Genomic DNA, 13,346 nt, shown 5'->3' with positions numbered 1-13,346 from the left:
GGCCGCGATGGCGTCGATCTCGGCCTGCTGCCGTTTCATCGCCTCCTGCACCGCCGGCAAGTAGTGGGCCAGCTGGATGCGGTCGAAGGGTGGGGTCTGGAAGGGAGTGTTCCATGTCTGCAGCAGTGGGTTGTCCTCGGCCGCCAGCGGCAGGCACATGACCGCCAGCAGTAAAGCCAACGCCAATCTGGAAAGAAAAGTTTTTTTAGGCAAGGTGGTATCCTCCTTTTTGGCAGTCGCCAATTCTATTATACGTGCAAATGATGCTTTTGGATCATGGAAAATTGTTTTTTACAGCTTGAAAAAAAAGCCGAAATGGAGAATAATACGAAATCAATATCCAGAGGAATAGACCATGAAAGTAGTATTTTTGAAAGGATCGCCGGCAGGGGGCCAGGACCCGCTCAGCAACCGCGCCGCGGCCGCGGTCATGGCGGCGTTGAAGCCGAGGGGCTGGCAGGTGAAATCGTTCGCCCTGGCCGGGATGAGCATCAAGCCCTGCCGGGGGTGCTTTTCCTGCTGGGTGAGAACCCCGGGGCGCTGCGTCATCGTTGACGACGACCAGGAAGCCATCCTGACCGCCACAGCAGGCAGCGACCTGCTCATCTGGCTGACCCCGATCACCTTCGGCGGCTATGCGCCGGAGCTGAAAAAGGCGCTGGACCGGATCATCCCTGTGTTGCTGCCTTATTTCATCAGGGTAAAAAATGAAACGCACCACCCGCTGCGCTACCCGATCCGGCGCCGCCTGCTGGTCATCGGAACGCAAAAGCAGGAGGACGCGGAATGCGAGAGGGTATTCCGCCTCCTGGTCGGACGCAATGCCTTGAACATGGGCGATGCCGAAGCCACGACGCTGGTATTCAGCGGTGATGTTTCGCTGGCGGAAATGGATCGCCACTTGGGCGATGTTCTACTTTTCCGCAAGGAGGCAGAATGAACGGCAAGAAAGTGCTGCTCCTGGTCGGCAGCCCGCGCGGCACGGCCAGCGTCTCCCAGGCGCTGGGCGACCACCTGCTGTCCCTGCTCGAGGCGCGCGGCATGGCGACGAAGAAGCTCATACTCTACCCGGCCCTGGCCGATGAAAGGAAAATGGCGGAGTTGCTGGCCGCCGTCGACGCCTGCTCGCTGCTGGTGACGGCGTTTCCCCTTTACGTCGACCACCTCCCCGCGCCGCTGATCGAACTGCTGCGCCAGGTGGCTGAGCGCCGCCAGGGGCGCCAGGGCGGCACGGAGCAGACCTTGACGGCCATTGTCAACTGCGGCTTTCCCGAGACCGCCCACTGCCGACCGGCCGGCGAGATCATGCGCATTTTTGCCCGCCAGGCCGGCTTCCGCTTTCTGGGCTGCCTGGCCCTGGGCATGGGCGGCGCCATCGGTAACCGCGAACTGGCCAAGGCCGGCGGCATAGTCCGTCACCAGGTCAAGGCTTTGGCCCAAGCTGCCGCTTACCTGGCTGACAGCAAGGAAATCCCCGCTGCGGTCACCATGCTTATGGGCAAAGCCATGATGCCGCGCTGGTTTTACAACCTGGCCGCCGACTGGGGTTGGAAGCGGGCGGCAAAAAAACATGGGAGCTCCGGCAAACTGCGCGATAGACCGTACATCGGGGAGTGAAAATGCTCTACAGCCCAGGGCCGCTGACCTGGATGCCAAGGTCTCTGGTTTCCGCGCCAAGCCCCATTTTTTTCAGGTTGAAGGCCGGCCGCACGCGGAATTCGAGGAAACCTTCGGAATGGCTGGCGTCCTCCACCTGCAGCAAGTACTCGCCGTTCTCCCGGAAAAAGATCTGGCGGTAGAGTTTCCCGCGCCAATAAACGTCCACGGATTGCCGCTTCCCGGGCAAACGGGAGAGCGGGGCGCCACAAACCAATTTGTATTCAGCCTTGCGATTGTCCTTGTCCAGGAAGAGATAAATGCCGGCTTTTTCACCGCTCCAGTGGAACGTATGGCCGCGTTCGGTTTCCGGATATGAGAAACCATAATCATAGGGGGTCGAAGCTTCCCGCGCCCAGTTTTTGGGAAGCTGGCTGGAGAAATTCAGGAGATTAAAAATAATAAAAATCAAAAAACCGCCAATATAGAGTATTTTTGCTCGTTTGCTTAAAAACAGGGGTTTTTCTTCACTTTTTTCACCCAGAGAGGCGAACAGCCAGAAAACCAGGAAAATTTCGGAAAACCACAAGTAATCGTTGAAAATGAGTAAAAAAAGAAACGCTCCCAGCAACAATTTCTCAGGCCATTTTTTGCCTGCGAAAAGTCCTGAACAGAAAAATAAAAAAATTAACAACCCGAGTAAACCAGTTGAAGACGATATAAAAAAATACTGGTTGGCAGGAAGATGATGCAAAAAATCGCCATTATGCGCATACATCACCCAAAAAACAAAATTCCCTGTTCCCACTCCGGTCACCGGAAAGCTCTTCAGGCACTCCGAAGAGTACTGCCAAAGTATGGCACGTTCAACTGAATAGTTTCGCAAAGGATTTGAGTCAATTTTTTTTTGCTTTAAAGAGTTATCGAATAATTGAAAGTTATATTTCAGGCGGGTTAAAATATTGAAGCGTGATTGATGGAAAAATTGCATGTATAAAAGCAGCCCACTTATAAAGAGAATACATATTAAAATAAATGAGAAAACTTTTTTTCTTCCAGAAAAAATGAATAAAAAGAAAATCAATATTACGGCTAAAATTCCGATGCGCGTCACAGAGTTCATAATGCCGATCAAGGAGACAAAAATAAAAAAAAGTCCCTGCCATTTTTCAGCATAATGAGAATAAAGATACCAGGCCAAAAACAATCCCAGAGCTGACAAAAAACCAAAAGCAGTTGGATCTGACGCCATGCCGCGAAGGATAGGTTCTGGGGAAACTTTCTCCTGCAGACGCTGAAACAATGAGTAGATAATAGATAGCGACTGACCTGAAAGAAAAGCGATTAAAATCCGCCGCAGATCAGGCTGGCGCTTCAACAAAAGATAATAAAGCGGAGATAAGGAGAACAGTGCCAATTCCACGACCGGGAAAATGATCCCAAAAGAAATCCTTTGGCCGGTGGGCGCGACCGGCGTATCCTTGAAAAAGGCTAAAGGCGAAAGGGTCAGGTTGGACCAGCGCAAAACAACAAAAATAAACGATATAAACAAAATAAGCAAATAGTAAATATAGTGCCGCGGGATCGTTTCCTTGCCTGCCGATAAAAATTCCTTATTAATTATGCTATCGGCAATAACAATGCCGATAAGAACAAATATAGGCAAGATAAAATAGTTATTGGGAAAACCGCTGCTATTGAAACTGGCAAATATAGGCAAGGATCATGGCGAACAAACAAATGATTTGATACAATCTAAAAATCATTGCAGCTTTACACTACATTGGATTTTTTTCTCAATCAAGTCAAATGGTCTGCACAAAACGGTCAATAATTTTCCGAATCTCATTTGGTTCATTAATAGCTTTTTGGAGCTCGGCAATGACCCCTTGCAAATCATTCGCCGCAGGTTGCTTTTTGAACTTGGCAATAAATATTTTATTATGAATGGTTTTTACGACACCTTCCTCGGCCGTTAAAAGCTCCTCGCGTATTTTCTCTCCCGGTCTGAGTCCGGTAAATACTATTTCAATATCCTTACCTGGTTCAAGGCCGTTAAGTCGGATGAGGTTTTGAGCCAATTCAACAATCCGCACCGGCTCGCCCATTTCCAGGACAAACACTTCTCCGCCCTGGCTCAAAAACTGCGCCTGCATGACCAGCAGCACCGCCTCGGGAATGGTCATAAAATAACGGCACATGTCCGGATGGGTGACCGTGATCGGCCCACCGCGGCGGATTTGCTCGATAAACAGCGGCACTACGCTGCCGCGGCTGCCGAGGACATTACCGAAGCGGACCGATATGAAGTGGGTGGACGATTGGTTCATGCCCTGGCAGATCATCTCAGCCAGCCGCTTGCTGGTACCCATTATACTGCGGGGTTTCACCGCCTTGTCGGTGGAAATGTTGACGAATTTTTCCACCTTGTATTGCTCGGCCAGCAAAGTCAGTTCATAAGTGCCTAGCACATTCGTCCGAATAGCTTCTTCGGGGAATTCCTCCATCAACGGCACATGCTTGTAAGCCGCTGCATGGAAAACAATTTGCGGACCATAAACTCGGAAAAGGTCATGCATTTTGTGACGATTGCAGATGGAAACGACCACATAGATAAAGCGCTGTCCGGCAGTCAAGTAGGGCAAAAGTTCCTGCTGCAGATTGAACAAACCGCTCTCATCCATGTCGATGGCGATTACCCGCTGCGCCTGGAGCTCGCGCAGCTTACGTACGATTTCTGAGCCGATGGATCCCGCCGCCCCAGTGACCATAACCGTTTTGTCGTGCAATTTTTCGGATACTCCCTGAAAATCAATCTTGATCGCCTGCCGGGCCAGAAGATCCTCGATATTAATGGTATGGATCTGGTGGACGCTTTCTTTCCATTCTTCCATACGCGGGACGATACGGATGTCGTTGAGCCCGGCCTTTTTCAGGCGATTGAATACCTCTGTCACTTCTTTGTGTTCGGCTTGGGGAAGATTAATCAGGGCTGTTTCGATTCGGTTTAGGCGGATGGAACGGGTGATGTCCTGGGCATAATCAATGACCGGCAGACCGTACATTTCATTACCCACTTTTTCCGGATGTTTATCAATAATTAGCAAAGGAACCAAACCCACTTTGGCCATGCGCAGACCTTTGATCAAGCGCTCCGATTTGAAATTGGCGCCCACGATCAAGGTCCTTTTGCCTTTGGTTTTCACGGGCAGAAAAAACTCATAATAGAGCCGATTAATCAGGCGGATAAAACCAAACAAACAAAAACTGATTATAGAATCGATGATGACCACCCCGGAAGGGAGACTGCAGGGGGGAAAATAGACACGGAGCAGCCAAAGATTCACCGCTTCTGTTAAAGCAAAAAAAAGAAAGAACGCCTTGATCAGGCGAAAAAACTCGACAATACCCACATAGCGCAAGGAAAAGGAATACAATTTTAAAATATACAACAATAAAAACTTGGCCAGGATAAACGCCAGGACCCATTGCCAAAAAATGGGGCGATACACCTTTGGGAAAGTGAAGCCGAAGCGTAATTGAATGGCCATAAATATAGAAAAAATAATAATGACGACATCACAGAATAGGAGAACCGAAAATCTCAGCCATTTTGTTCGCTCCCCCGTTATCAGCAACTTTAACCTTTTTCTTAAGAGATCAATTATTTTCAATTCTATCACCCTCTCTTGGTGTTGCCACACAACACTTATTGGAATATACAGAAATCTGCAACTGAAGTCAATCTGGCGTCACCCCATTTTTTCATAATCCATACTCCATGTCATAAGTAAGAGCAGTTGGGCTGATGAGGAATGGGAGCATGGGAGGGGTGGTTTTGAGTAAAACCTTTCTGGCTCTGCGTTTCCAGCGGAACAGGAACATTCTTTTCACCCCGGCAAGCAGGTTCTTTACGCCCTGCAACAGCCGGTAATAAACGAACGTCGGTTGATGCTTCTTCTTGTTCTTTTCCATGCGCGCCGCTTTTTGCACTTCGGCATTCAAACCAGGGTTTTGATTTATGCGGATCAGCGCCAGCCAGCTCAGCTGGCTCAGCTTGGTCTTGGCGTCATGGAACTGGCCGATTAGCCGGCGCACAAAGTTCAGCATCTGCCGCTTGGCTTTCTCCACCGTCTTCTTGCGTTTTGCTTTTTTCTTGGTGAAGTTCAGATATACCTTACGAGCCGTGCACTTGTAGGTGCGGTAGCGATGCCCAAGTCGCCCACCCATAGCCGTCACCCGCTTCACCAGCCATTCCCTCGCCATGTTCAACGACCCCACGTCACTCGGGTACTTCACATTTTCCGGGAACACCGTGGTATCGACCAGCATCCCCTTGGCACGGATGATGCGGCGCTCGATCAACAACCGATACGTCCGCTCTTCCATGTCGCGGAAAAACTCAACCCCAACCTTCTTGCGCAGCCGCGTCAGCGTGCTGGTGTCCAGCATCCTGCGCGTCACAAAGCGCTCGAATCCGCAAAACATCTGCATGTACGGGTTCTCTAACACCGACTCCAATATCTCCCGGTCGCTAACCCCGGTCATGTACTTGAGCAGCATCAAATCGATGAACAGCCGGCTGTCCGTGCCCGGCCGGCCTGTGTGCGAGAAGTGCGACGCTACCAGCCCTCCAACTCGTCCCAGGGAAGCAGCTTGGCAATACGCAGCCTGCGGTTGATCTCGTCCAACTGGCCGCCGAACGGCAACAACTCGGAAAACAGAGGCTTGGTCTGTCGGTTCTTGGGTTTATACATGGGGTTCTCTGAAAAGTAAAAGTGCAAGGTTTTTAAGGGATAAGAGCATTAAACCGTGCACTTTACAATTATTTTTCAAGTTCTATTATACTCGTAAACACAGTCCAGATCAATGTTCCCAGAAATAAATATTGTTTTTCAGCAGATCCTAATTAATTTTATTTTTTCTAACAGTAAAACTATTGTTTTCGATTCGTTGTAGGTAGGAATAATTATAGAAAGTCGGGTCATTTATTTTCACCAGTTGTAAGAGGGTAATATCCCCAGTTTTAATACAAAAGCGTGCCACTCATTGAGTCAACTAGGTTGGTCTCTTTCGATACTACAGGTTAAGGTTTATTTTTTCTGTTAATCGCCTTATTTTCCAATTGCCTGAATTCACGATCAGTAAGTACTGGCTTTTTTTCTCTGACCTACAACAGTAAATAGCAGAATCTCCTTATTCTCGTGTAGCTGTCGGTGAAAAGAGATTGTTGTATGCGCAAAACCAAGAATCTGCAGGAATTCAGAAACCAATCTTGGGGTCAACGTCCACCAGCTATCGAGTGGTGAGAGTTTTTTTGCATTTGGCAGGAAACGGATCAATCGGACCCCGGTAAGCGCTTCAACCACGGTCAGCATTTTATAGGCAAGCGCTCGGAGCCCAAATCCGGAAGCCGTGTCAGTCACAATTACTTTCTCTTGCACATGAGCCGAGACGCGCTGAAGTGCAAGGAATGGATCGCGCAAATGCAGAAGGATCGAACCGAAAGTACAAACATCAAATGTGCCAATATTGTCAGGAATCTCATATACTGATCCATATACGACCTTTGCAGATGAGTTGAAAGCGCGGTGAGCGAACCAGTATCCATTGTTTAGTCGGCGGATGCGGGATTTGAAGTCAGCAATGTACTGCTTCATGTTATATTCGGCGTATGGCACGACATCCCATTGCTGCTCGTCGGAGAGATCATAAGCAACCACGCTGGCGCCCATCTTTTCCATAGTGAAGCAAAGGTGCCCGCTTGCAGTTCCGACCTCCAAGACCCTTTTCCCAGCGAGGTTCACATTGCCAAGATAGGCAGCTTCCCTGCCCCTTAAGTCCCATTCACCATGGACAATCCCATGATCGGGGATATCCATAGTGTGATAGAAATAGCAGTCGTCAATACTGGTGACATTTTTCGGCTCTGCCCAAATAACGTTATGCATTGAATCCTCCTTATTGATTGATAACAAGTAAGCTCTGTTATCATCTTGGGAAACATTATCTCTTTACCGACGACAAAAAATTCCTCACCCATGCCTTCCCGATCATGAAATCGGCGTCACTGTTCTTCATGAATTACCTGGTCAAGGACTCCAAAAACAACTGGTTAAAGTCAAGAGGTGAAGCCCTGGCCTCGTGGCAGCAGGTTTGGGATATGCAATCGGCCACAAGGCCAGGTGTTTTAGAACCGTAGAAAAAATCACATACATTTCTTGTCTGGCGGCATCTTCGATGATTTTAAGCGACAACTAATTCTCCAACCCCAATTTCTTTCTCTTCCCCCGGGCGATATTGGCATAATACCCGTAATAGCGAATGAGCGCTTCGTAATGTTCGGGGATATGGAGACAAACCCGGTGCAGGAACTCGATCGCGTCCATGATCTCGAAATTCCGCTTTTTCCCCTGATGCAACTCAGATTTATCATAACTTCCGCAGTGTGATGACGAAGAACCGCGTGGGTGCTGCATTCGACTATTCATTTAGTCTCTATTTCCAGCATGGGTTCGCCAATTCTTGACCGGCTTCATTGGCTCGTGGGGAATGCCGAGATTATCATATATTTCTACGTGCTGTTGTTCCGGGACCGTCCCCCGGCGGATGTGCAATTCTTCCCCCGCTGCTGGTGGGTAAAACCACCATCACCACCTGGTGCACCAGCCCAAACCGAAATCCACATCAATCCTCGATTCCTTTTTCCGCCCACCGTGAAAAACAGCCCCACCCAGATAAAAAATGCGGAAGTTGGGCTAACTCTTTTCTCTTTTTTTCACAACTCAAAACTCAAAATATAAAACTTAAAACTCTCTAATTACTTCCTTCTTACTTTATAATACACCGCTCCCAGATATTCCCAAAGCAGCAAGCGGTTTTCTCGCAAGGCCGCGGCTTCTGGTAGGAAACTGAAAAGGCCCAGCTTTGCCGAGCCGGAAAAATCACAAGGTGCCGGGATCACGGACAGGCCGAATGTGTTGAAGGTGGCCACCGCGCGGGGCATATGCGAGGCGGCGGTTACCAGAAACACCGCTTCCGCTGATACGTTGCGAACCGTTGGCAACACAAAACGGGCTTCTTCAAATGTTGTCCGGCTGGATGTTTCCAAATGAATATCGCTTGCCGGAATCCCCATGGAAATCAGCCATTCCCGGGAAACAACACTGGCGGCATACAGGCCACCATAAAAACGGCCGCCGGTCAGGATGATGGTGCAAACCCGTTCTTCGGCCTTGATTCTGCGGTAGAGCCGGATGCCTTCGCTGAGCCGCACTATTGCTGAAGGAGAGGGAGCCGCCAGAAACGAAGAGAAACTCGCCGGTACCCCTTCCACAATACCCGCACTCAGCACAACAATGGCATTTGTTTTTTTGATTTGCGCTTCCTGCACCACCGGGTATATGTTTTCCAAACCACTGGCCAGAAGATGCAAGACCGGCTGGATAGACAGCAGGTATAGCCCCACAGCACCGACAAGGGCAAGCGCGCGCAGTGTTTTCCGCAGGGCCGGATCGGTAATTGACCGGGTTTTCCAGGCGCATACCATGAACAAGAGGATAAAACAACCGGGCGGCATGAGCCAGCCGACAACGAGTTTATAGAAAATAATAAACATCAAGAGTAAGGCAGGTTTTGAGTTTTGGGTTTTAAGTTGTGAGTTGTAATTCGCTGCCCTAAAAAACTTTAAGATATCCTAATTGATAGTGCTATTAACTTAAAATTCAAAACTCGCAACTCAAAACTCTATAATTAATGGCTGACATTTTCTGCGCGAGTGACCTTTATAAATGTCATCAACAATATCTTGAAGTCAAAGAAAAACGACATGTTTTTCAGATAATATTCATCGAATTCCACTTTGGTAGGAATCGGAATATCATCCCGGCCATTTATCTGCGCCCAGCCGGTAAGTCCGGGTGTAAGAACATGAATCCCCTTTTTTGTCCTTAAATCAACAAGATCATCCTGATTAAACAAGGCCGGTCTTGGCCCAACAAAACTCATATCTCCCCTAATAATACTCAACAACTGCGGAAGCTCATCCAAGCTTGATTTACGTAGAAAATTGCCAATTGGAGTCAAAAACCGCTCCGGGTCATCGAGAAGATGGGTGGCAACAGCCGGAGTGTCGACCTTCATTGTCCGAAACTTTGGCATCTTGAAAATCGTATTTCCCTTCCCCACTCTATCAGACCAATATAATACTGGCCCTCTGGAGGTCAGCTTCACCAACAATGCAATAAAAAGTATCGGAAAACTGAAGAGCAGTAAAAGGATAAGAGCTGTTGTGAAATCAAATATACGTTTCATGTTTTGGCTGATTTTGAGTTTTAGGTTTTGGGTTTTGAGTTGTGAGTTTTAAGATATGAGTTTTGGGTTGTTTTTACACTCGCAGTAAGCATATTGGCGATCGATTCTGCTTCAAGCAAAAGTGGCCCAATTTTTGTTTTTGAGATTATTCCGCTGTCCCGTAGTAATCTAAGCCAGTAGCCTGTTTCCCTTGCCTCTTTCGAAGCAATTGACATTTTAGCCGGAAAGTCAGCCCTGCTCTGGCCAGCCAATGCCTCTTCAACATTAGCACCAATACTCGTGCCTGATTTAAGTACTTGCTTGGACAAAACAAACTCATTCTGTTTGAGTAAGACTTTATACAGTCCGATAATTTCCAAAGCAAATGAATAGCTTTTCTCTTTTATCAAACTCTGTTTCATTTTTTTTAACTTAAAACCTAAAACAAAAAACTTAAAACTTTCTGTTCTTATCTCGTTGCGCCTGTTCCGCTCGATACCAAACCACTTCCCGGTGCAATCCCTCCGTTAAATTCACTCGCGGCTGAAAATTGAACGCCTGAGCAAATTTAATGCCGTCGTACACATCATCGGCCAGCCATTTTTGCGCTGTGGCTCCCAAGGTTTGCAATCGAGTTATAGGTAATCCTAAAAAAAGACCAGATATTCCCCGCACCAATGAGGCTGGAATGCCAAATGATGGAATGCGTTTTCCCAATGCCCCCGCCAAACCTTCTACCACTTCACGCATCGTGCACGGGGGCGCAGAGACATTATAAATATTCACACCGGCAGCTGGGCTTTGCATAACAGCCAAAGATGCCCAGGCCGCGTCTTCGCGATGCAATAAGCTTTTGTGATTCGAACCATTTCCGATCCAAATAAAACGTCCACGATCGATCGATCGCATCAATCTTGCCACATTACCTGGATCACCCTCACCGTATAACGTAGCCAAACGCAAAATGGTAAGCGCCATACCTGACGCCTCAGATATTTCAATAGCGCGCTGCTCTGCCTGATATTTGCTTTCTGCATAAGGTCCCTGTGGGTAACAACCTGAGTCTTCCGCCCCACCGTCCCGACTGCCGCCGTAAACCGACACCGAACTTATCAGAATAAAATGTTTCACACCCGCCTTTGCCGCTGCCCGGGTAACATTCGCTGTGCCAGTTTCATTGACAGCCTTGAAGGGCGCCGCACTTGCCTTGGACTTATCAAAAATGTGGGCTAGGCCAGCAACATGGACCAATACCGCCATATCACTCAGATGCGTCGCCAAACTATCAGGATCAAGTATTTCTGCATAAAAATAATCTAAACCAGAAACAAGCGATAATGGCATGCGATCAGTAGCGCGTACTTGCATTCCAGAATTAATCGATTGAGAGACAATTTTGCTGACTAAAAATCCATTGGCTCCCGTAATCAATATCGGGCCAGCGGAAGGGAATTGAGTACTAGTGGGTTGCATAATTCAAGATATTCATTTGTTTCAGGCTGACGCGTAACTTTTCGATATTTTCCCAGTGGACTCCGAAATAACGGAATGATATTTGTCAACCAAAAGATCGAGAATGACTCCGTTGGCAGACCCTCCAGTGCCTGTCAAGAAGATTGTTTGGAACACATCCTCCCCTTTTGGATTAACTGATTGAACTTCAAAGAACTCTGGTTGTTAAACAGGCAACTCGCAAGAATGCCTTATGAAAAGAACAAAAATAAATCAACATTGAAAAATATCATTCACCCAGTGCGTGATACTGAATCGAGAAATCACATCACTAGAAATTGGATTGCCATTATCCTCAAAAAAACTAGACCTTAACGAAGGTTTTTTGCGGTCAATAATCATGACCCGATCCTCTGAGAAAAATGAATAGCACCGAATTTCTTTGTTAGTTGTAATCAATTTTTTCCCAGCCCCAAGGACTTCGAGGGTTCTCATTGTCAAACCTCTCTGCTTAGGATGCTCCATATCTATAATCACGTTTGATTTCTTTAGAATTTTTAAAACTTCAGAATAGGGCATAGGGTGGAAATGAAAATGATTTATGCTGAATCCCTGAAATTCCCGCTTGGTAAGACGATATAACCAGTAATGGAATCGACTGGGAAGGAAGGGATAAACAAAATATTTCAACCCAAGCTTATCGGCTTCCTCACTAAAAGTCCGAATTATCTTGAAACGATCACTGTGAATAGTTCCCACAAATGAGAACGCGTACTTAACCTTTTCTCGACTAGAGTCCATCATACTTTCAATAAAAAAAAGGGGCCTAAAAATAAGCCCATAGAGTCTGGAATCTTCGTCGTCAAAACTAAGACTGCGGTCGAAAAAACTCAGAAAAGCATCGGGGGTTCGATGCCCCTTATTCTTCAAAGAGTCCCACATGTAGAGCAAAAACCTCGCCTTGGGATACTGTAGCCTAAAGAGTTGCATGATCTTCAAACTGCAGCACTCGGGACTGATGAATAAAATGTCATCAAAATCGTTTTTTGAGAACCGTTTAAGAATTTCAATGTAATATTTATTGATGATCGGTCTGATTATTACCGAATGTAAACGGATCAAAGTCTTTGCAAGTGACGAATTCCCTGGCCGTTCATCTGCAAATTCTACAAGCGCTCCTCGAGAACGGAGATGTTCTACGACCTTAATTTCATAGCCAAAAAACTTCGCACAAATAACTAGGATGCGGCGATCCTTCAAATCAATTTTAGGGGGAATCATTCTTTTTAAATTCTTGGTACTAAGCGTAGCATTTACTTTCAGTGATCGTTTTAATCAGGAACAGCCGGCTTTTTTGGTGAAGGTTTACCGGGGATTCCTGTTACTCGGCTATTAGCAGGAATCGAATGAACCACCACACAATTAGCTGCAACCACAACACTATTTCCCAGAACGATGGGCCCAATTATCTTAGCTCCGGCACCCAAGAATGCATCATCACCTATCTCTGGGCGGACGTTCACATCGTAGGCAAGATCAGGAGATTTCGCTCCCACGGTTACATTGTGATAAATTACAGCATTGGCTCCGATCCGTTTTGCCCCGATCACAGTGCCAGATGTATGTGGAAAATAAAGTCCCGGGCCAATCTCGCAGTCAATACCGATCTCTAGTCCAAAAAGGACAAAGTTTTCCATTGAAAACAACCTTCCTAAAGGACGTAAATGGTGTTGCCCGCACCAATAGGAAAGACGATACAAAACGACTGGAACGAACCGTGGAGAGAATAGAGCTTTAAATACATCCCAAACCGTGAAGTGGGTCCGTTTGCTCCCAGCGAAATAATATTGCCGTCCGACATCCATTCGGAGAAGTCTAAGCAAATTCATTTCATTAGTCCCCTATACAGCAATTTTTTGTAAGCCAAGATCGCAAGTTCGTTAAGAAGGATCATTAGCATTGGTACACCGCATGCGCTGATTAGCAGAATACAACTGATCTAAAGT

Annotated in this window: 15 protein-coding genes; 2 read left to right on the top strand and 13 right to left on the bottom strand. The window is 47.2% G+C overall.

Translation table 11 applies throughout. From position 1 onward, the window contains the following. A partial coding sequence (locus NTW95_04175) for a hypothetical protein (GenBank protein ID MCX6556618.1) occupies positions 1 to 213 on the bottom strand: 213 nt, incomplete at its 3' end. A 142-nt stretch (positions 214 to 355) separates the two neighbouring features. On the opposite strand from NTW95_04175, the gene NTW95_04170 reads away from it, so the two are divergent. Beyond that, on the top strand, positions 356 to 940 hold the full coding sequence (locus tag NTW95_04170; protein MCX6556617.1) for a flavodoxin family protein: 585 nt from the start codon (positions 356 to 358) through the stop codon (positions 938 to 940). Beyond that, positions 937 to 1,617 (top strand): NAD(P)H-dependent oxidoreductase, encoded by a 681-nt coding sequence (locus NTW95_04165; GenBank protein MCX6556616.1) that lies wholly within the window; start codon positions 937 to 939, stop codon positions 1,615 to 1,617. Before NTW95_04170 ends, NTW95_04165 begins: the two co-directional genes overlap by 4 nt. A gap of 7 nt (positions 1,618 to 1,624) precedes the next feature. Here NTW95_04165 and NTW95_04160 read toward each other — a convergent pair whose 3' ends face one another. The 12 genes from NTW95_04160 to NTW95_04105 form a co-directional block, all read right to left on the bottom strand. Beyond that, positions 1,625 to 3,262, bottom strand: coding sequence for an O-antigen ligase family protein (locus tag NTW95_04160; GenBank protein MCX6556615.1), 1,638 nt, complete (start codon positions 3,260 to 3,262; stop codon positions 1,625 to 1,627). 139 nt (positions 3,263 to 3,401) lie between these two features. Then, the gene (locus NTW95_04155; protein MCX6556614.1) at positions 3,402 to 5,147 is read right to left on the bottom strand and encodes a nucleoside-diphosphate sugar epimerase/dehydratase; all 1,746 of its coding nucleotides are present in this window, start codon (positions 5,145 to 5,147) and stop codon (positions 3,402 to 3,404) included. A 214-nt stretch (positions 5,148 to 5,361) separates the two neighbouring features. Further along, positions 5,362 to 6,225, bottom strand: coding sequence for a transposase (locus tag NTW95_04150; protein ID MCX6556613.1), 864 nt, complete (start codon positions 6,223 to 6,225; stop codon positions 5,362 to 5,364). Further along, positions 6,219 to 6,353 carry a hypothetical protein gene (locus NTW95_04145; protein ID MCX6556612.1) on the bottom strand — a complete coding sequence of 45 codons (135 nt, stop codon included), beginning with the start codon at positions 6,351 to 6,353 and terminating at the stop codon, positions 6,219 to 6,221. The genes NTW95_04150 and NTW95_04145 overlap by 7 nt, the downstream gene beginning before the upstream one ends. A gap of 384 nt (positions 6,354 to 6,737) precedes the next feature. Further along, complete coding sequence (locus NTW95_04140; GenBank protein MCX6556611.1) at positions 6,738 to 7,547, bottom strand: methyltransferase domain-containing protein; 810 nt, start codon at positions 7,545 to 7,547, stop codon at positions 6,738 to 6,740. Positions 7,548 to 7,853: 306 nt separating this feature from the next. Then, the gene (locus NTW95_04135; protein ID MCX6556610.1) at positions 7,854 to 8,018 is read right to left on the bottom strand and encodes a transposase; all 165 of its coding nucleotides are present in this window, start codon (positions 8,016 to 8,018) and stop codon (positions 7,854 to 7,856) included. A gap of 398 nt (positions 8,019 to 8,416) precedes the next feature. Continuing rightward, entirely contained in the window at positions 8,417 to 9,214 is a 798-nt protein-coding gene (locus NTW95_04130) for a YdcF family protein (GenBank protein ID MCX6556609.1), read from the bottom strand. A gap of 134 nt (positions 9,215 to 9,348) precedes the next feature. Continuing rightward, the gene (locus NTW95_04125) at positions 9,349 to 9,909 is read right to left on the bottom strand and encodes a sugar transferase (protein MCX6556608.1); all 561 of its coding nucleotides are present in this window, start codon (positions 9,907 to 9,909) and stop codon (positions 9,349 to 9,351) included. A 20-nt stretch (positions 9,910 to 9,929) separates the two neighbouring features. Further along, positions 9,930 to 10,310: a four helix bundle protein gene (locus NTW95_04120; protein MCX6556607.1), complete on the bottom strand. Its 381-nt coding sequence runs from the start codon at positions 10,308 to 10,310 to the stop codon at positions 9,930 to 9,932. A gap of 31 nt (positions 10,311 to 10,341) precedes the next feature. Next, the gene (locus tag NTW95_04115) at positions 10,342 to 11,361 is read right to left on the bottom strand and encodes an NAD-dependent epimerase/dehydratase family protein (GenBank protein ID MCX6556606.1); all 1,020 of its coding nucleotides are present in this window, start codon (positions 11,359 to 11,361) and stop codon (positions 10,342 to 10,344) included. A gap of 252 nt (positions 11,362 to 11,613) precedes the next feature. After that, the gene (locus NTW95_04110) at positions 11,614 to 12,621 is read right to left on the bottom strand and encodes a hypothetical protein (protein ID MCX6556605.1); all 1,008 of its coding nucleotides are present in this window, start codon (positions 12,619 to 12,621) and stop codon (positions 11,614 to 11,616) included. A gap of 50 nt (positions 12,622 to 12,671) precedes the next feature. After that, positions 12,672 to 13,037 carry a DapH/DapD/GlmU-related protein gene (locus tag NTW95_04105; protein ID MCX6556604.1) on the bottom strand — a complete coding sequence of 122 codons (366 nt, stop codon included), beginning with the start codon at positions 13,035 to 13,037 and terminating at the stop codon, positions 12,672 to 12,674. Positions 13,038 to 13,346 lie beyond the last annotated feature (309 nt).

This window comes from Candidatus Aminicenantes bacterium (genome assembly GCA_026393795.1).
Taxonomy (GTDB): domain Bacteria; phylum Acidobacteriota; class Aminicenantia; order UBA2199; family UBA2199; genus UBA2199.
The sequence above is the reverse complement of the archived record's forward strand: the minus strand, read 5'-3'. Positions and strand labels throughout refer to the sequence as shown.